Origin of the sequence: Mesorhizobium sp. B2-4-15, from assembly GCF_006658505.1 — a bacterium.
Lineage (GTDB): Bacteria > Pseudomonadota > Alphaproteobacteria > Rhizobiales > Rhizobiaceae > Mesorhizobium.
Map to the genome: position 1 here is coordinate 41,775 of NZ_VFUZ01000020.1, position 18,169 is coordinate 59,943.

General features: G+C 62.0%; 15 protein-coding genes, 1 tRNA gene and 1 pseudogene. 10 read left to right on the top strand and 7 right to left on the bottom strand.

The annotated features are described in order from the left end of the window. Positions 1–6 precede the first annotated feature (6 nt). Entirely contained in the window at positions 7–975 is a 969-nt protein-coding gene (locus tag FJ930_RS21900; protein WP_141840065.1) for an ABC transporter permease subunit, read from the top strand. After that, the gene (locus FJ930_RS21905; protein ID WP_140744799.1) at positions 972–1,790 is read left to right on the top strand and encodes an ABC transporter permease subunit; all 819 of its coding nucleotides are present in this window, start codon (positions 972–974) and stop codon (positions 1,788–1,790) included. Before FJ930_RS21900 ends, FJ930_RS21905 begins: the two co-directional genes overlap by 4 nt. 118 nt (positions 1,791–1,908) lie before the next feature. On the opposite strand, the gene FJ930_RS21910 is transcribed toward FJ930_RS21905, so the two are convergent. After that, positions 1,909–3,759, bottom strand: coding sequence for an AsmA family protein (locus FJ930_RS21910; RefSeq protein WP_140744800.1), 1,851 nt, complete (start codon positions 3,757–3,759; stop codon positions 1,909–1,911). A gap of 256 nt (positions 3,760–4,015) precedes the next feature. On the opposite strand from FJ930_RS21910, the gene FJ930_RS21915 reads away from it, so the two are divergent. Next, entirely contained in the window at positions 4,016–5,986 is a 1,971-nt protein-coding gene (locus tag FJ930_RS21915; protein ID WP_141840066.1) for an acetoacetate--CoA ligase, read from the top strand. A gap of 246 nt (positions 5,987–6,232) precedes the next feature. Here the strand turns inward: FJ930_RS21915 and FJ930_RS21920 are convergent, their stop codons facing one another. After that, entirely contained in the window at positions 6,233–10,123 is a 3,891-nt protein-coding gene (locus FJ930_RS21920) for a PAS domain S-box protein (protein ID WP_141840067.1), read from the bottom strand. 249 nt (positions 10,124–10,372) lie between these two features. Between FJ930_RS21920 and FJ930_RS21925 the strand changes: the two genes are divergently transcribed. From FJ930_RS21925 to FJ930_RS21945, 6 genes are all read left to right on the top strand, one after another. Continuing rightward, complete coding sequence (locus FJ930_RS21925; protein WP_140744803.1) at positions 10,373–10,831, top strand: phasin; 459 nt, start codon at positions 10,373–10,375, stop codon at positions 10,829–10,831. Positions 10,832–11,176: 345 nt separating this feature from the next. Further along, positions 11,177–11,253 (top strand) — tRNA-His (locus FJ930_RS21930). Between the two features lie 331 nt (positions 11,254–11,584). Then, the gene (locus FJ930_RS21935; RefSeq protein WP_141840068.1) at positions 11,585–11,980 is read left to right on the top strand and encodes a PRC-barrel domain-containing protein; all 396 of its coding nucleotides are present in this window, start codon (positions 11,585–11,587) and stop codon (positions 11,978–11,980) included. A gap of 146 nt (positions 11,981–12,126) precedes the next feature. Then, the gene (locus FJ930_RS30155) at positions 12,127–12,291 is read left to right on the top strand and encodes a hypothetical protein (protein WP_181176442.1); all 165 of its coding nucleotides are present in this window, start codon (positions 12,127–12,129) and stop codon (positions 12,289–12,291) included. Between the two features lie 238 nt (positions 12,292–12,529). Continuing rightward, entirely contained in the window at positions 12,530–12,694 is a 165-nt protein-coding gene (locus FJ930_RS21940) for a DUF3309 family protein (protein WP_140610360.1), read from the top strand. Between the two features lie 159 nt (positions 12,695–12,853). Continuing rightward, complete coding sequence (locus FJ930_RS21945; protein WP_181763445.1) at positions 12,854–13,948, top strand: flavodoxin family protein; 1,095 nt, start codon at positions 12,854–12,856, stop codon at positions 13,946–13,948. Between the two features lie 155 nt (positions 13,949–14,103). On the opposite strand, the gene FJ930_RS21950 is transcribed toward FJ930_RS21945, so the two are convergent. After that, entirely contained in the window at positions 14,104–14,823 is a 720-nt protein-coding gene (locus FJ930_RS21950; RefSeq protein WP_141840116.1) for a Crp/Fnr family transcriptional regulator, read from the bottom strand. A 204-nt stretch (positions 14,824–15,027) separates the two neighbouring features. Here FJ930_RS21950 and FJ930_RS21955 point away from each other — a divergent pair, with 204 nt between their 5' ends. Further along, positions 15,028–15,270 carry a hypothetical protein gene (locus FJ930_RS21955; RefSeq protein ID WP_141840069.1) on the top strand — a complete coding sequence of 81 codons (243 nt, stop codon included), beginning with the start codon at positions 15,028–15,030 and terminating at the stop codon, positions 15,268–15,270. A 234-nt stretch (positions 15,271–15,504) separates the two neighbouring features. Here FJ930_RS21955 and FJ930_RS21960 read toward each other — a convergent pair whose 3' ends face one another. The 4 genes and pseudogenes from FJ930_RS21960 to FJ930_RS21975 form a co-directional block, all read right to left on the bottom strand. Continuing rightward, on the bottom strand, positions 15,505–15,708 hold the full coding sequence (locus FJ930_RS21960) for a hypothetical protein (protein ID WP_181763448.1): 204 nt from the start codon (positions 15,706–15,708) through the stop codon (positions 15,505–15,507). Positions 15,709–15,720: 12 nt separating this feature from the next. Beyond that, positions 15,721–16,011 (bottom strand): annotated as a pseudogene (locus tag FJ930_RS21965) (PRC-barrel domain-containing protein); the annotation flags it as partial. A gap of 96 nt (positions 16,012–16,107) precedes the next feature. Then, a complete protein-coding gene (locus FJ930_RS21970; RefSeq protein ID WP_246676991.1) occupies positions 16,108–17,412 on the bottom strand; it encodes a sorbosone dehydrogenase family protein in 1,305 nt (434 codons plus the stop codon). A gap of 19 nt (positions 17,413–17,431) precedes the next feature. Then, complete coding sequence (locus tag FJ930_RS21975; protein WP_141840118.1) at positions 17,432–17,890, bottom strand: DUF2231 domain-containing protein; 459 nt, start codon at positions 17,888–17,890, stop codon at positions 17,432–17,434. Positions 17,891–18,169: the final 279 nt, after the last annotated feature.

An 18,169-nucleotide genomic window follows, 5' to 3' on the forward strand; every position in this document is an offset into this window, starting at 1 on the left:
GCTGATATGTCCAACATCGCTGTCACCAACGCCGCCACGCCATCCGCCGCCGGCCAGCCTTTCGGGGCACGGCTGGCCGCCGGTTTCGTCAACCGGCTCGTCATCATCGTCCCCTATCTCTGGCTGCTGTTCTTCTTCCTCATCCCCTTCGTCATCGTCTTCAAGATTTCGCTGTCGCAGACGGCGATCGCCATGCCGCCCTACACGCCCGTGCTCGACTTCAGCGACGGCGTTTCCGGCTTCTTCGCCGGGTTCCGTGACCTGAACTTCGACAATTATGTCTGGCTGACGCAGGACGCGCTCTATTTCAAGGCCTATGTCACCAGCCTGATCATCGCCGCCATTTCGACCGTGCTGACGCTGCTGGTCGGCTATCCCATCGCCTACGGCATGGCGCGTGCGCCGGCCACCATCCGCCCGACATTGCTGATGCTGGTCATCCTGCCGTTCTGGACGTCGTTCCTGATCCGCGTCTACGCCTGGATCGGCATCCTGAAGCCCGAAGGCCTGCTCAACCAGCTGCTCTTGTCCCTGCACATCATCAACCAGCCGCTGGTGATCCTCAACACTTACACGGCGATCTTCATCGGCATCGTCTATTCCTATCTGCCGTTCATGGTGCTGCCGCTCTATTCGTCGCTGGAAAAGATGGACTATTCGCTGATCGAGGCGGCCAAGGATCTCGGCTGCCCGCCGACATCAGCCTTCTGGAAGATCACCTTCCCGCTTTCATTGCCGGGCGTCATCGCCGGCTGCCTGCTGGTGTTCATCCCCGCTGTCGGCGAGTTCGTCATTCCCGACCTGCTTGGCGGGTCGCAGACGCTGATGATCGGCAAGACCTTGTGGAACGAGTTCTTCGCCAACCGTGACTGGCCGGTATCTTCGGCCGTCGCCGTCATTCTGCTGTTGCTGCTGACCGTGCCGATCATGCTTTTCCAACGAGCGCAGGCGCGTGCCCAGGAGCAGGATAAATGAACGCCACCTGGAGCCGCTTCAACGTCACCTCGATCGTGCTTGGCTTTGCCTTCCTGTACCTGCCGATCGTGCTGCTCATCGTCTTCTCCTTCAACGAATCCAAGCTCGTCACCGTCTGGGGCGGCTTCTCGACCAAATGGTACGTGTCGCTGTTCCACAATCAGGGCCTGATGGATGCCACCTGGGTCACGGCGCGCGTCGGTGTCATTTCGGCGACGGTGGCGACCGTGCTCGGCACGCTGGCGGCACTGACCTTGACGCGCTACACGCGGTTCAGGGGCAGGGTACTGTTTTCCGGTATGGTCTTCGCGCCGCTCGTCATGCCGGAGGTGATCACCGGCCTGTCGCTGCTGCTGCTCTTCGTTGCCGTCGGTCTCGATCGCGGTTTCCTCACGGTGACGCTGGCCCACATCACGCTCACAATGTGCTTCGTGGCGGTCGTCGTGCAATCGCGCCTGGTTTCCTTCGACCGTTCGCTGGAGGAGGCGGCGATGGATCTCGGCGCCACGCCGGCGAAGACCTTCTTCCAGATCACGCTGCCGGTCATCATGCCCGCGATCGTCTCCGGCTGGATGCTGGCCTTTACGCTGTCGCTCGATGATCTGGTTATCGCCAGCTTCACCTCCGGGCCGGGCGCCACCACGCTGCCGATGAAGATCTACAGCCAGGTCCGCCTCGGCGTGACGCCGGAGATCAATGCCGCCTGCACGATCCTGATCGCCGTCGTCGCGGTCGGCGTCATCATCGCCTCGATCGCCAACAAGCGGCGTGAGGTGCAGCGCCAGCTCGACGAGCGGGCCGCGCAGCGCGGGTGAGGGAGACGGAAGCCGAGGCTGGAGCCGTTCACCGTTTCATGGAAACAGCGAACCGCTCCGACTTTTTTGTTTTGACGCAATTCCAGGAAACCCGCTTCGCACGTTTCCTGGAATTGTCCTATTCGCCAGAGACGCCACGGCTTATCGGTGAAATGAACGGGGTGCTCCACGTTCCGCCGACGAAGAAGGACGACTGGTTCGGCCCCTGCTGGCCGTTCTTCTGCGCCGCCTGGTCAGGCTGGATGACGCCGCCGGACAACGCCAGCCCGCGCCCCGCATAGGAGGCGATGCCGGAAAGCCAGATCTTGTATTTCGCCGAATTGGCCTCGGCCTTGTCCAGCCTCGCCACGCCTCTCGAAATGGTTGCCTTCACTTCGGCGCCGTCGATCGGCAGCGTCCCGTCCGAGACGTCGTCCAGCGCGAAGAAGCCGCCCTGTTCGGTATGCTTGAGAAAGGCCGGCAGGTTGAATTTGCTGAGCGCGCCGGGGCCGAAGGTCGCCGTCACCGAGCCGTCGGCGTTTTCGAAGATGGAATCCCAGGTCCTGCCCGGTCCCTTGAGGATGACCGAAACGGTGCCCGTGCCGACCGGAACCAGCCGGGTCATCCCGGCCGCCGTGCCGAACGCGCCGCCATCGACATCGGAAGCAAGCAGCCGGATCTCGACCTGGGTGCCTTCGGGCTTGCGGTCGAAACGAAGGCTGCTCTGGATGTTGCCGCCAAAGGCCGAGGCATCGGAAATGTCGAAGACGGAAAGACCATCCTTGACCTGGGCGGTGGCGGCCACATCGGCAAGCTGGATGCTGCCGGCTGTGGCATGTGCGGCCGAGAGCCTGAGATCGAGGTTGACCCGGTCGGCAAAACTCGTGTCGGCATCACTAGGTCCAGCTCCGCTCGCCGGCCCCAGCGGCGTGAAGGCGGACAGGAATGATCTGAGATCGAGCGTGTCGAAGGCGAGTGTGCCGGAGATCACCGGCTGTGCATCGCCAAGCGACAGGTCCAGCGCGCCCATACCGGGATTGTTGTCCAGCGCCAGCGCGGTATTTTCGAACTTGACGCGTCCGGCCGACGCCGTGACCTTGCTCGAAATGCTGACGGAGCCGATCGCCGCGCTTGGCGCGATGCCAGCCTGCGACCATTCCAGCACGCGGCGCAGCGAGGGTGCTGCGAACTTCACCTGGCCGTCGAAATAGCCGTTCTCGGACATGCTGGCCATGCCGTCGAAGGAGAAGGTGGCGGGCGCGGCCTTGAAAGACAAGGTGAGCGGCGCCGTGCCGCCGGCAAACAGCACCAGCGGCTTCGGCGAAGCGGCATCCACGGTCACGCTTTCGCCGCGCCAGATCCCGGTTGCCGACAGTGTCGCGTTGCTGTTCATCGCCGCCCAGCTGGCCTGGCCATTAAGGCTGCTCAGGATTTCCACGTCCTTGCCGTTGACCGAAGCCACCATGCGCCCATCCCTGAACTCCACCGTGCCGAAGGCATCGGCCGGCAGCTTGTCGAGGTCAGGCTTGGCGGGGTTGGCATTGACGACGCCGCGGGCGGTGTCGATGGAGCGCGCGATGCGGCCGCCGGTCGGTGCTGTGGGCAGGAACAGGCCGTTTTCCGTGCGCTGGACCCGGATCGTCGGCCGCACCAGCCGCGCCGTGGAGAACGCCACATCGCCCTGCAACGCCGCCATGGCCGAGAGGTCGACCTCGACCCGTTCGGCCTCGACGACTGGCGGCGCATCGGTGTCCGTCCACTTTGACAGCGTCACATCGGTCAGGATCGCGCGGAATTTCGGCCAGACCTCGATGCGCGGTGAGCCGTCAATGGCAACCCGGAATCCACTCCAGGCGCTCATCTCCCAGGCGATGCGGTCGCGCACGATGCGCGTCGAGGCGATCAGCGGCAGGGCGGCGACCACCAGAGCGATGACGATCACGGCAGCGCCGATCGCCCATACTCCACGGCGGATCAAGGATGATGGCATATCGCCCCGTATGCTTCCATTCCGATAAAATCATCCGACGGGTGTAACCCCTGTCGTCACCACGACTCCTGTCGTCACCACGACTCCCCGTCGTCACCACGACTTCCCGTCGTCACTACGACTTAGGGCTGACGCATTTCAAGTCTTTATGGCCCGGCGATGGCATTTGCGCACACCTAGCGGTATCAGCCGAACAAAATCTTGCTCTGCTGCGCTGCGATATGCATAAGCGATGACGACCCTGGGAGGATCGATCATGGCTGCCGAAGTACCGCTCTGGACCCCGACGCAAGACCAGATTGACGCTTCGCCATTGACTGCTTTCATGAAGGCCGCGGAGGCGAAAGCCGGCACCGCATTCGCCTCCTATGCCGACCTTCACGGCTGGTCGGTCGAGAACCGCGAGGCATTCTGGAGCCTGGTCTGGGACTTCTGCGGAGTCGTTGGCAACAAGGGCACCGGTGGGGACGAACGCATACTTGTCGATGGCGACAGGATGCCTGGCGCCGCCTTCTTCCCCGATGCGTCGCTGAATTTCGCCGAGAACCTTTTGAAGACGACCGGCGCGGCCGAGGCGATCGTCTTTCGCGGGGAGGACAAGGTCGAGCGGCGGCTGTCCTGGAGCGAACTGCATGGCCTGGTCTCGCGCCTGCAGCAGCTTTTCGTCTCGCTCAAGGTAAAGAAGGGCGACCGCATCGCCGCGATGATGCCCAACATGCCCGAAACCGTCGCCGCCATGCTGGCCGCGGCCTCGATCGGCGCGGTGTGGTCATCCTGTTCCCCTGATTTCGGCGAGCAGGGCGTGCTCGACCGCTTCGGCCAGATCGAGCCTGTGCTCTTCATCGCGCCGGACGGCTACTGGTACAATGGCAAGGCGATCGAGGTCGCCGACAAGGTCGCGGCGGTCGCGGCCAAGCTCGCCAGTGTCCGCAAGGTTCTGCTCGTCGACTATCTCGGCACCTCGGCCGACGTGGCCGACACCATCGACAAGGCCGTGGCGATGGAAGAGGCGCTGTCGCCCTTCGCCGCCAAGGCCGTCACCTTCGAGCGGCTGCCGTTTTCGCATCCGCTCTACATCCTGTTCTCGTCGGGAACCACCGGCATTCCCAAATGCATCGTCCATTCGGCAGGCGGCACGCTGATCCAGCATGTCAAGGAACACCGCCTGCATGCCGGTCTCTTGGATGGCGACCGCTTCTTCTACTTCACCACCTGCGGCTGGATGATGTGGAACTGGCTGGTGTCGGGCCTCGCTTCCGGTGCGACGCTGCTGCTCTATGACGGCTCGCCCTTCTATCCCGACGGCAACGTTCTGTTCGACTTCGCCGATGCCGAGAAGATGACCTTTTTCGGCACCTCGGCCAAATTCATCGATTCGGTGCGCAAGGCCGGCCTCAAGCCGATCCGCAGCCATGATCTGTTGAGCGTGCGCAGCATCTCTTCCACCGGTTCGCCGCTGTCGCCCGAGGATTTCCGCTTCGTCTACGACGGCATCAAGAAGGACGTGCATCTGGCTTCGGTTTCCGGCGGCACCGACATCGTCTCCTGCTTCGTGCTCGGCGTACCGACCCAGCCGGTCTGGACCGGCGAGATCCAGGGGCCGGGCCTTGGCCTCGCCGTCGACGTCTGGAATGACGACGGCAAGCCGGTCAGGCAGGAGAAGGGCGAACTGGTCTGCACCAAGGCGTTCCCGTCCATGCCGATCGGCTTCTGGAACGACCCCGACGGCAAGAAATACCAGGCGGCCTATTTCGAGCGTTTCGACAATGTCTGGTGCCATGGCGATTTCGCCGAATGGACGGCGCATGGCGGCATGATCATCCATGGCCGCTCGGATGCCACGCTCAATCCGGGCGGCGTGCGCATCGGCACGGCCGAGATCTACAACCAGGTCGAGCAGATGCCGGAGATCCTGGAGGCGCTGTGCATCGGCCAGGATTTCGACAATGACGTGCGCGTCGTGCTGTTCGTGCGGCTGGCCGCCGGCGTGCAACTGGACGAAGACCTGGAAAAACGCATCCGCGCCAAGATCCGCGGCGGCGCGAGCCCTCGCCATGTCCCGGCCAGGATCGTCGCCGTCACAGACATTCCGCGCACCAAGTCGGGCAAGATCACCGAACTCGCCGTGCGCGACGTGGTGCATGGCCGCGCCATCAAGAACAAGGAAGCGCTCGCCAACCCGGAAGCGCTGGAACTGTTCAGGAACCTGCCTCAGCTTGCCGAATGAGCCCAGCCGGCATGGTTAATGAAATATGGCGTGCGAATTTACCTAGATTTCACGAGTGGTACACATTCGTAAATTTTCCGCGGCGCCGGTAAGGACTTGTTAAGGCCCGACGCCGATAGTCGCACGTAACTTGAGGGAGAAATCCCGTTCCTCGGCCCCCGGAGGACTGAATTCGCTCAAGCCCCGTTGTGACAGCAATCCAATCTTTAAGGCGTCCTCCAGGGCGCCTTTTTCTTTTGGACTTTGCTATTCCGCGAGCACCCGGGTGGAGGGAAAAGCGACCTCCACCAGCGTGCCTTCGCCAGGCGTCGAATTGATGGTGAAGCGGGCGCGGTTTGCTTCCACCATTGCCTTGGTCAGCGGCAGGCCAAGGCCGGTGCCGTCGCCGCGGCCGCGCTTCAGGGCGTTGATCTGCTTGAACGGTTTCAGCGCCTGCTCGATCTCGGCCGGGCTCATGCCGATGCCGGTGTCGCGCACCCGCATCACGACGTCGCCCGAGGTCTCGTAGGCGGTCGAGACGATCACCTGGCCGCCAGCCTGAGTGTAGCGGATGGCGTTCGACAAGATGTTGAGCGCGATCTGGCGCACGCTGCGCAGGTCCGCCACCACTTCCGGCAGCCGCGAGGCGAAGCTGGAGCGGATGATGACGCGTTCGCGGTTGGCCTGCGGCTGCATCATAGCCACCGTCTCGGCCAGCGTGTCGTTGAGCGAAACGGCCTCGTAGGCCATCTCCTGCTGGCCGGCCTCGATCTTGGAGATATCCAGGAGGTCGTTGACCAGATCAAGCACATGGTTGCCCGAGCGGTTGATGTCGCGCAGATAGTCGCGGTAGCGGTCATTGGCGACCGGCCCGAACTTCTCGTCGACCATCAGTTCTGAAAAGCCGATGATGGCGTTGAGCGGCGTGCGGATCTCGTGGCTGATGCGGGCGAGGAAGTCGGTCTTCTGCGAGGAGGCGCGCTCGGCCACCGCACGCGCTTGGGTGAGATCCTCTTCGGCCCGCTTCCACTGCGTGATGTCGCGCACCACGGCACAGAAGCCGCTGTCGTTGGGCAGCCGGCCGATGGTCATGAACAGCGGGATGAAGCGGCCCTGCGCTTCGCGTCCGATCACCTCGCGGCCGTCATTCAAGACGCTCGCCACGCCGGGCTCGGACAGTCCGCTCAGATAGTCGCGCGCCGCGCGCTGGCTTTCGATTGCAAACAGCGAGGCGAACGGCTTGCCGGTCACCTCGTCGCTGTCGAAGCCGAACAGCGCCTCGGCCGGGCGGCTGATCGAGCGGATGGTGCCGTCACTGCCGATCAGCACGACGCCGTCGGTGGCGGTGTCGATGATGGTGCGCATCTCGGCGATGCGTGCCTTGAGCTCGGAAATGTCGGGCTGCGTCTGTTGCTCGCCGACCACGTGCAGGGCCGCCGGCGCCTCGTCCTCGCCGGAACGGCGCACGACCAGCATCAGTGCCTTGCCGTCGCGCCAGGGAACCGAGCGCAGGATGGCGTCGATCGGGAATTCGTGTCCGTCGCGCGTCCTCAGCCGGAGCGCATGGTCACTGCCGTCGGAGGCGCCGTCATCCGCATAGGGATCGGCAAACAGCGCGCCCAGGCCGCCGGCATCCTCAAGGTCCTCGAGCGCGGCGTAACCGGTCAGGTTCAGGAACTCCTCGTTGGCATAGTGCAACTGGTCGCCCGAATGGATGAGCAGGGGCACCGGCAGCTTACCGAGCAGCAAGGTATCGGGAGCCTTGTTGTCATCTCCGACGGAAAAGGCGGACGGCAAGAACCCGCTGGCTTTGAGTGGCGGCACCTGCAAGCGTGGCCGTTCCATCGCATTGTCCGCAGCGCCGCTTGCGCCGTCGGTTGCACCGGCGGCGGGCGCAACGGCCTGCTCGTCGGGTGAGGCGGCTTCCTCGCCGTTTTTCCAATCCTCATTGTCCTCGGCATCGCGAAAATCATCCGAGGTCATGCTGTCATCATCGACAGCCTCGGCCTTGGCAGCGATCGGTCCGCCGCCGGTCGCGAGGGCCTCGGAGATTTTAGGTTCCGCCGCCGGATCGGCAACCGGTGGCTGATCGCTGTTATCGGCGACAGGACCGGCTTCGTCACCCCGGCCGGCATAGTCAAGCAGCGAGCCTGCTTGATTGGGCAAGCTGCTGGCGGGCTTCCGATCCGTCGCTTCGTCTGGCCGCGCACCGTCAAGCCGTGCCAAGTCCTCTTGATCCCCGGCATCGGTCTCGGATGGCTCGGCCGGTTCTGTATCGGGTTTCGACGCAACCTCGCCTGCGTCCATGGTCGGCGCTTCGGTCTCCGGCGTCGGGACATCTGCTATTTCGGCCGGGGGTTCAGCGGGCATCTTGGCCGCCGGTTCATCCGAGCCAGGCCTTTCCGCTTGCGGAGGCTCGGCCGGCGAACTGTCCTTCTTCAGCCGTTCGCCGATCTCGCGAAAGGCGCTGCGTTCCAGCGTCGACAATCCCTTGTCGTTGGCCGGCTGCCGGTGTTCGGCCAGCCGGATGACCTTGTCGGCGAAGCGCCGTTCCGGTTTCGGCACGATGGTCAGCGCCGGCACCTCGCCCTTGAACGGGTCCGCAGCGTTCGGCTCCTCGGCCTTGGGCTCTTCGGTGGCAGGTTCGACGGCTGACGGCTTTGACGCCGCGGCGGCCTCGCCATTGGGCAACAGTGCCATGCCGATCGCTTCCGGATCGACGACCGCGTCGCCGGTCCGCGCGACGCCGAAGCCGCGGAAGCCTTCGAAAGCGCGGCTGCGGCCATAGACAGGCAAAGCCGCGAGGTCGACGGGGATCTTCATGTCGGTGCCGACGACCGGCCACAGCACGGAGCGGCCGGACCAGGTGTCGCGTCGCTCCAGAAGGCCGGCGATCTCGCCCGACGCGTCAAGACCGAAGGCCGCCGCGACATCCCTGAAGCGCCGGCCGATCACGTCGGCGGCCTGCTTGCCGACAATGTCGGCGAATTCCGGCGACAGCGCGCTGAACCTGCCCTCGGCGTCGGTGCGCCAGACGAAGCGCATCGGCGCCACCGAACGGTCTATCGTGCGGGCGGCTGGGGTTGCGGTTTGGGCGGAAGGGGAGGCGGCCTGGATGTCGTCCGGCCCCTTCCTTTCCTCGTAAGCTCCGGCGACGGCTTGTCTGGTCCCGGTCTCCGGGGCCGGCGTGGCGGGCTCGGGCGGATGATCGTCCTCGCCCGCATGGAAATACCAATGATCGTGCTGTGGAGACGTGCCGCCGTTCGCCGGCTGGTCGCTGTTTGCCGCCACCGGTCCGGCCGGGCCTGCAACTTCGGTCGGCTTGGGAGGGTCCTCGGCGATGGCTTCAGAAGGGGTGGGTTCCTGCCTGGCCGTTTCTGCCTGTGGATCCGCGGCCCGCTCCTTGTCCGCATCTGGCCGGGATTGTACGGCGGGGGCACCCGTCGCCGCGTCGGAAGGCTCGTGCGCCGGCGTTCCGTCTGCGACATCGGCGTCCTCGAGCCGATCCTCGTCGATCACTACCAGCAGATGCCGCTCCGGCGTCAGCCGGGCGAGACCGGCCGGGTAGGAGGTCTTGCTGCCCGGAACCAGGCGCTTGACGATGCGGTCGCCCTCGGCAGCCACATCGGCCACCAGGGCCGCCAGCGTCGCGGGCTGGATGCCAAGCGCCGAAAATCCTTCGGAGGCCGCCTCGACATTGCCCTTGGCATCGACGAAGGCGATGAAATGGCCGTCTTCGGTGAAGCCACTGATCGCCCGGCTGGCGATCTCGGCAACACTTCGCGAGCCTGTCTGTCCCGCCGGCACCACCAGCATGATCGCCTTTTCGTCATCGGGCAGCGTCACGGCACTTGCAAGAAAGCCGACAGCGCGGCTGGTCATGCCGGTTGCCAGCCGCACCATGATGGCGCGATCGTTGCCGATCTCAGGAAAGCAACTGGTCGCCATCACCTGACGGCGGGCGATCAGCGGCAGCCGCGCCGAGGCGCCGATGATCGCCTCGATGTCGGGGTAGCCGAACACGGCGGCGCCCGGCCCATTGGCCCAGATCACCTGCTCCAGGTCCACCGACAGGATCGCGATCGCGTCGCCGGCGGCAAACCGCTCGCGGACCGCGTCGAGGACGGCGACGTCGAGGAAGGAGTATTCGGACGGCATGCGCTTGGCGGACCCTCACGGAGCGGCGAATTTGCAGTTAACGCTTTGTTAATAAAAGCCGCAGGCGCGAAGGTCCACAAGCCAGAACGTGCAAAGGCTGGAATCTGGGCTTTTGGTTAACGGGGCAAAACAATTTTTTGTGCACTGCAACAAAGATATTGCAATGCACAAAAATTGCCTTTATATTGCCATCATACATGAACGAGACGGCTTTCTGTCAAAGCCGCTGCCCGCTGAAAAGGATGGAAAATGTCCAGGACCAAGACCGCCGAGACGATCGAAAACGTTGAATTCCCGAGCTTCGACGCTTCCAAGGCCACCGACCAGATGCGCGCTTTCGCCGAGAAGGGCGTCGAGCAGTCGAAAGAGGCCTATGCCAAGCTCAAGACCGGCGCCGAAGAGACCCAGAAGGCCCTGGAGTCGACCTACGAGACCGCCAAGACCGTTTCGAGCGACTTGTCGCTCAAGGCCATCGCCACGTTGCGCGCCAACGCCGAAGCCGGCTTCTCGCATCTCGAAGCCCTGATTGGGGCCAAGTCGCTGTCGGAAGTCGTCGAGCTGCAGACCGCCTTCCTGCGCCAGCGCGTCGAGATGACCGTCGAGCAGGCCAAGGACTTCCAGGCCGTCGCCTCCAAGGCGGCCGAGGACGTCTCCAAGCCGATCAAGACCGCCTTCGAGAAGGCCGTGAAGGACATTAAGGCTGCCTAATATTTACGCATGATCGGGAGATGCAACGAAAGGTCGCATTTCCCCCCGGTATGATCAAGCGTATGATGGCAGCCATCAACGAATACCCGGCGGGTGGAACCTCCTCCCTTCACCTCCGGGGTGACCAGCCAGCTCCTCCTCCCGCTGGCTTGTAACAGGAAAAGGCCGGCACCTCCTCCCGCCGGCCTTTTTCTTTGCCTTGTGCACGTTGTGCCGCTGTGGGGAAGTGGTCTTTGCTTTGCAAAAGCCTTGAATTAAAATCCATAAGCCCGTAAGGACGCATCGCCGAACGACAGAGCGGATCAAGTGGGACGGGTTCCTGCAGGGGTTTGCTCAGGCAAGTGTGCCGTTGTAGCTCAGCTGGTTAGAGCGCCGGATTGTGGATCCGGAGGTCGCTGGTTCGATCCCAGCCAACGGTACCATCGGGTTACTCCTAATAAATCATTGACATTATTATATAATCCTCGCTTGGCGACTTGGATGTCACGGCTGGTTTTCTTCAACAGGCGGGGGATCGTTTCCACCCGAATCATCGAAGACGGTTTTCGACGAGCGACTGCGGTCCAACAGATGACTGCGCTGATCTGCTCGCGGCAGCAGTCAGCTGCCATCGACAGCGCCGCCGCCACCTAACCTGACCGCGAAATTCTTGGAAGAAATTCTTGGCGAAATAGAATGCATCGTTGAGATCGGAACCGTTGTTGAAGTGCCACGTTCAATCGGCGGCGGCTGGCCCTTCAACAGGAGAAGTTTATGCGTAACATTCTGATCGCTCTGGCTGCAGTGTCCGCACTGGCGACACCGAACCTCGCGCAATCGGCGACCGCTACGACGACTGGAACGTATGTCACCGCAAAGCCTACCGATATTCTGAGCTACAACCTGATCGGGCTTAATATCGTAAATGGCGCGAACGAGACCGTCGGGGAAATCAAGGATCTCCTCATCTCCGATGGCGCGCTTGCCGGCTACATCGTTTCGGTGGGCGGCTTCCTCGGCGTTGGAGAGCATTACGTGATCGTTTCGCCGGCTGCTGTGAAGGTCAATTACTCCGAGAACGACAAAAAGTGGACGGCCACCATGGACGCCACCAAAGACCAGCTAAAGGCTGCGCCGGAGTTCAAGTACGAAGGCCGCTGGAGCAAGTAGGCTTTTCCTGCGGCGCCGGACGCACATTCCGGCCCCTGCGGCTCGATCAGAAAACCGCGTTATTGTTCTCAGCCCAACCTCTCTTTGCGCGACCGCTCACAGTCATTCCCGGTTGCGAACGAGGCACATCGACAAGGAGACCTTTTATGACCACGGCCAAGAAGACATCATCTGAAAAGAAAAACGAAGCAATGCGCTTGGCGGAGACGACCGACGTATCGCCGAAGCAGGCTGACGATCTCATTCGCAAGCACGGCGGTGACAAGAAGAAGGTTGAAAAGGAAGCCAAGAATTTCAAGGCCGAAGGATAGGCTCTAGCGCGCATCTTGGCCGACTGCGGCGTTACCTGCGAATGGCCGCCTTGATCGCGGCCACGTCGATTTTCTTCATTTCCATCGTGGCCTCGAACGCGTCTTGGCCTGATCGCTGCCTGCAGGGATCTGATTCGAGTCGTGCTTTCCGCTCGCCGGCTTAGTTACACCGGAACACGAAGCACCCAGGGCGCGTTTCTGTTCAGTAGCCGATTGGGCTGTTCTGGAGAACTATCACATGAGCTTGGGCACAATTCTCATCATCATCTTGATCCTTGCATTGCTGGGCGGATTCAGCGGCCTGGGAGGCGGTCCGTTCTACGGGACCGGCTATTATGGCGGAGGCGGTCTCGGGCTGTTGCTGATTATCATAATTATCCTCGTGGTCCTGGGCCGCATCTGACCAGCAGCGCCCAGCGGGCGGCATAGGTGGACGAGTGAAACGCACCTCGGGCGCCCGTTTGGCCCCCGGGGAACAAAGCAGACCACGGAAACTTCTAGCCACACGGGACGCACGCCTGGGCAGGCCACAAGTGCAAGCCTGGCGGGTCGAGGAGAAGTGATGAACAATGAGCCTGTAGAGGCGCCAGTTCCCCGCAAGGGCATGCCAAGTCCCCGGCTCGACGAGGTCGAATTCAAGAGGCGGTACCGGGAGCAATTTTTCGATCCGGCGTTTCAACCGCATGAGGCGGCAATCGATGAACTCGCCGAAGTCGCCTGGCAGGCCTATAGGGAGTCCAGGAAGAGTCCGGTGACCCGCAAGGCAGGCGCGGAATTTGCTGATCCTGGTTACGACCTGTCGGTCGAATGGCTTTCCGCGCGTGATGCCATTCGCAATGCCCAGGAAAGATATGAGGATAGGGCGCGAACGCCGACCATCCTCATCGTCAACGGATCGTCGCGCAGTGAGCATACCTGTCCGGGCGAAATGTCGAAAAGCTTCCGGTTGGCCGAAATCGCAAGGTCAACTATCCAAAACGAAGCCCGGCTGGACGCCGAGATTTTGGATTTGTCTCGTCTCGCTTCAGAATACGGCCGCAACATTCACCCCTGCAAGGCATGTTTCTCGACCGCGGCGGCGCTGTGCCATTGGCCTTGTTCATGCTATCCCAATCATTCTCTCGGCCAGACCCAGGACTGGATGAACGACATCTATCCGCTTTGGGTCGCCGCGCACGGTGTCATGGTCATCACGCCAGTGAATTGGTACCAGGTTTCCTCGCCCGTGAAGCTCATGATGGACCGGCTTGTGTGTGCGGACGGAGGCAACCCCGACCCAACGCTCACGCACGGCAAGGACGCTACCGAGGCAAAGAAGGTCGAGATGAGCGGCTGGGACTACCCGCGTCATCTTGCGGGCCGGCTGTTTTCCGTCGTGGTCCACGGCGATGTCGAAGGTGTCGAAAATGTGCGACGGTCATTGTCCGATTGGCTCTGCTTCATGAAACTTTCGCCGGCGGGAGCCTATGCCGAACTTGATCGCTATATCGGCTATTGGAAGCCGTATGCGACCAGCCATCAGGAACTCGATGCCAACGAGGCTGTGCAAGAAGAGGTGCGCAATGCCGCGCGAGCCCTCGCCGAGGCCGTCGCGGAGCGCAGGGCGGGCCGACTGAAGCCGATCGGATCGAGCCTCAAAAACCCGCACCCTAAATGACTTGCGGACGTCCAGGGCGTATTGAGGCGTCTTTCTTCCGGTATCCTGCTGCCGCCAGTGCCTCGGGCCGCCAGTGCCTTGGGGCGCGGTTCTCAGGCGAACAGACCGGTGGCCGCACCCCTGCACGAAAACAGGACATTGAGCCACGCGGGACGCTATCTTGGCTCGTTGTTCATGCTCAGATAGGTGGGATCGAATTCGGCGATCCCTGCCAGCCGGTCCCAGTCCGAAATCGTCACCGTGTGATTTGACCAAGCGACGACTTCTAGCCGCCTTAGGGAAGCGATCACCCGGTTCATGTGCACAACAGACAGGCCCAACACATCGGCCATCTCGGCTTGCGAGAGAGGCAGGCTGAAGCTCATGCCCTCAGTACGATTGACTACGCGCAGCCGCACGAAGAGCTCGCAGATCAGATGAGCGAGGTGCGAAGTCTTGGATCGTCGTCCCATCGCCACGATCCACTCGCGATGGATCGCGCCATCAATAAGCGTGTCCAGCCACAAAAGGCGCGTCAGGTGAGGAGCCCGTTCGGTAAGCATCTTCAGCTTGCCGTGGTCGGCAAAGGCCACGCGGCAAGGCGAAAGGGCGATGATGCCGTGATCCATGGTTTTCAAGAGAAATGCATGGAGATCGACAAAGTCACCGGTCACCTGCAATGAAGTGATCTGACGTCCGCCGTTCTCCAGCACCTTGTAGCGCGCCGCAAAGCCATCCAATATCAAGGTGCTGTAGGCGGGGCGGGATCCGGCGGCAACGATGTCCTGACCGACGGCGAAGTCCCGACCCGTGGATATGATGCCGGCCAGGAGGGTCTTTTCCTCATTGGAAAGGTCGTCATGTTGGCCGAGCTGCAGATAAAGGGGGTCAAGCATCATCTTTAGCCTCGATCGAACGCATAGGCCGCTGATGCGGATCGGGCACAACGGATGGGCGGGAGCTGAAAGGCGCCCCCTGTCAGAGATACCACATTCTTCGAATCTGCGCGTCTTCAAATGCTTGTCCCAGACGGTGTAGGACGGAGCACGCCCGGTTTGGGCTTACGGGAACTTTTCCGGACGCCCGACGTTGGCGGCACCATGACAATTTTCTATTTCGACGTGGAAGAGAATGGCAACCTGGCGCGAGACCGGCACGGCATCGATTGCGCCGACTTCGATCATGCCAAGAAAGAAGCCATCCGAGCGATCGTGGACATGACGCGCGATGCCTTACCGGACGGGGATCACCACGAATTACGGGTGACGGTCCGTGACAGATCCGGAGCCGTAGTGGTTGGAGTTACACTTAATTTCGATGCACGGGGCGCTGATCGGCAGTGATGCGGGGGCAATGTTACGAGACGAAATGCATGCGCCGATGCTGTTGCCGGCCAAGCGTCGCGGCTCCGGAGAGGCCGGATCCAGCTTGAAAGTGTCGGAGAGCGAAGGCGCCCATAGGGGAAGTCCAAGAGCGATAGGACTCCCTCGGCCCGATATGGACAACTCAAACCCGCCGGCCGCCACCGTGGCGGACCTTGCCCGATCCCGCCGGAACGGTGCCGTCAGGTATTCTTGCTATTTATCGCCCTTCGTTTTCAGTGCGTCGCCCAAATCCCGCTTGTCGGGATCCTGCAGGTTTTCGCCGCTGGCATCCCTGTCGATATCGGGGTCGTCCTTTGCCGGACGATATCCGCGAGGACGGTTTTCCGGCGGGCCTTCCCAGCACGATTTCTCATTCGTGGTGCCTTGTGCAGCGTTACGCGAGCCTGTCATGATCAAGCCTCCTTGGTCGTGATGTTCGGGCATGTCTTTGAGCTGGTCCTTCGTCCATGTCGTGACGGCGTGCACTTCTCCGTCTTCGTCACGCATGAAGTCCAATTGGCTGGCAGGAACAGCGACAGGTTTGGCGCCGATGCCCAGAAAACCGCCGACATCGATGACGATTTCGGTTGCCGGGCCGGTACCATGGACGTGCGAGACGGAACCGATTTTTTCGTCGTCAGGACCGTAAACAGCGGCGTCTTCGAGAATTGTCGGCGTCAATTCGCTGGCGCTGAGCCGGACGTGATTGGTGTGATCCATAGTCGTGCCTCCTCACGGGTTGATTTTTCGTAATCCCGTGAATGGTCATCCGTTCCATACAAAATCCAGGAAACGTTCATCGGCAACCGAGACCCGTTACGGACCAGATGACGTCACGCGCCACACCGTATTGCCGACATCGTCCGCTATGAGCAGCGCCCCCGACTTGTCGATCGCCACACCAACCGGCCGCCCTCTCGCTTCGCCCTTGTCGTTTAGAAAACCCGTGACGACGTCCTGCGCTATTCCATTTGGGTGACCGCCGCTGAACGGCACGAAGACAACCTTGTACCCATTGAAGCGAGCGCGGTCCCAACTGCCGTGCTCGCCGATGAAGGCGCCCCCGCGATAGGATTGCGGCAGGCTGGTCCCGGTGTAGAAAGCCAGTCCAAGCGGCGCGACATGGGAACTCAACGCGTAGTCGGGCGGAATTGCCTTTGCAACCAGATCCGGCCGCTGCGGCATGACGCGCGGGTCGACATGTTGTCCGTAATAGCTGTAGGGCCAGCCATAGAACGCACCATCCTTCACCGATGTCAGGTAATCCGGGACCAGGTTCGGACCGAGTTCGTCCCGCTCGTTGATGACCGCCCAGAGCGCTCCGCTCTCAGGCTCAAGCGACAGACCATTGGGATTGCGCAGTCCGCTGGCGAAGATACGCGAACGGCCCGTCGCCCGGTCGACTTCCCAGATCGCGGCGCGGTCCTTCTCGGCCTGGATGCCGTTCTCGGTGATGTTGCTGTTCGAACCGACGCCGACATAGAGCAGCGAGCCGTCGCGGCTGGCGACCAGGCTTTTCGTCCAATGGTGATCGATCGGTCCGCCCGGCAGCTCCGTCAGCACCGTCCCCGGCGCTGTGATCTTGGTGTCGCCCGGTTGATAGGGATAACGCAAGATCGCGTCGGTGTCGGCGACGTAAAGATCGTTGCCCACCAGCGCGACGCCGAATGGCGAGTTCAGATGGTCGAGGAATACGCCCTGATACTCCGGCACGCCGTCGCCATTGGCGTCGCGCAATAAGGTGATGCGATTGCTCGGGCCGGTGTCGCCGCCCGAGGTCGTGAGCGATTCGATCCAGCCCATCACCAGATCCTTCGGCCGTTTGATCGATGGCGCGGGCGGTGCCTTGGATTCCACGACCAGAATGTCGCCATTGGGCAGCATATAAAGCGAGCGCGGGTGCTGAAGCCCCTTGGCCAGCGCCTTGATCTGCAAGCCTTGGGCTACGGTTGGTTTCTCGTCGTTCTTCCATCCCACCACGGAGGCAAGATGCATCGGCGGGAACAGATACTGGTTTATGTCAGGCAGTTTCGGGTTCGCACCGATCTGCGTGCTCGGGTCGGTGTTGTCGTCGCTGCAGCCGGCGGCACCAAAGGCCGTGGCGCACAGAAGCGCTGCCATCGTCAATTTGAAGGCTCGATCACAGTGTCTCATCGGCCACTCCCACATGATGGCGATAGACCAGGGCCCAACCGAGCCAGCCTGTAACAATCAGGATAAATACGACCAGCGTCGACAGGATCAGCCCTGTCGGCACGACCGAGGTCCATGCGTCGCGCGTGTGAACGAGCATGTTGAAGAAGGCCAGGATGAGCGCAACAAGGTTGCCGGCCATGTGCAGCCAGGCGACCGGTTGTGCCCGGATCTCGCGCTCGCCGATGAAATCGACGAGACCTGCAATGGCCGCCAGGATACCGATAATAACACCTATGGTGACCAGCCAGGCCGAGAAGTCGGCCCACATCATCTCTGCCGTCCGCCAGTAGGTCATGTCGGTGAGAAACGTTCCGACGAAGCAGGCTATCGGAATCGTGACCAACATTGGATGAATTGGATGGCCGGCAATTCTGGCCGTCGATCTCGGGTTTTCCCTGTCCATTTTGGAGTTCCTTCCCGCCAGCTGGCGCTCGGAAAACAACCGGACGATTGTGAGAAAGTTCCCCTGCAATTTGCCCATTCACTGGAAGGTGAAATGAGGCCTTGCCGGATCAACGGCCAGGGCACCTACTGGTTGGTGACCTCTTCTAATCGACGGCGCCACAATTCGAGATCAGCGCCGGCTTTTCATACCCCGAGCGCAATCTATCCTTGGCCAGGTCATTTGCGGGCCTTTCGCCGCTTCCCTATCCGGCTACATGTTGCTCGCCGGCCGGGATGG

Bases quoted from the DNA above. Each gene is read 5' to 3' on its own strand.
- FJ930_RS21900 (WP_141840065.1), top strand. From the start codon at position 7: ATGTCCAACATCGCTGTCACCAACGCCGCCACGCCATCCGCCGCCGGC.
- FJ930_RS21905 (WP_140744799.1), top strand. From the start codon at position 972: ATGAACGCCACCTGGAGCCGCTTCAACGTCACCTCGATCGTGCTTGGC.
- FJ930_RS21910 (WP_140744800.1), bottom strand. From the start codon at position 3,759: ATGCCATCATCCTTGATCCGCCGTGGAGTATGGGCGATCGGCGCTGCC.
- FJ930_RS21915 (WP_141840066.1), top strand. From the start codon at position 4,016: ATGGCTGCCGAAGTACCGCTCTGGACCCCGACGCAAGACCAGATTGAC.
- FJ930_RS21920 (WP_141840067.1), bottom strand. From the start codon at position 10,123: ATGCCGTCCGAATACTCCTTCCTCGACGTCGCCGTCCTCGACGCGGTC.
- FJ930_RS21925 (WP_140744803.1), top strand. From the start codon at position 10,373: ATGTCCAGGACCAAGACCGCCGAGACGATCGAAAACGTTGAATTCCCG.
- FJ930_RS21935 (WP_141840068.1), top strand. From the start codon at position 11,585: ATGCGTAACATTCTGATCGCTCTGGCTGCAGTGTCCGCACTGGCGACA.
- FJ930_RS30155 (WP_181176442.1), top strand. From the start codon at position 12,127: ATGACCACGGCCAAGAAGACATCATCTGAAAAGAAAAACGAAGCAATG.
- FJ930_RS21940 (WP_140610360.1), top strand. From the start codon at position 12,530: ATGAGCTTGGGCACAATTCTCATCATCATCTTGATCCTTGCATTGCTG.
- FJ930_RS21945 (WP_181763445.1), top strand. From the start codon at position 12,854: ATGAACAATGAGCCTGTAGAGGCGCCAGTTCCCCGCAAGGGCATGCCA.
- FJ930_RS21950 (WP_141840116.1), bottom strand. From the start codon at position 14,823: ATGCTTGACCCCCTTTATCTGCAGCTCGGCCAACATGACGACCTTTCC.
- FJ930_RS21955 (WP_141840069.1), top strand. From the start codon at position 15,028: ATGACAATTTTCTATTTCGACGTGGAAGAGAATGGCAACCTGGCGCGA.
- FJ930_RS21970 (WP_246676991.1), bottom strand. From the start codon at position 17,412: ATGGCAGCGCTTCTGTGCGCCACGGCCTTTGGTGCCGCCGGCTGCAGC.
- FJ930_RS21975 (WP_141840118.1), bottom strand. From the start codon at position 17,890: ATGGACAGGGAAAACCCGAGATCGACGGCCAGAATTGCCGGCCATCCA.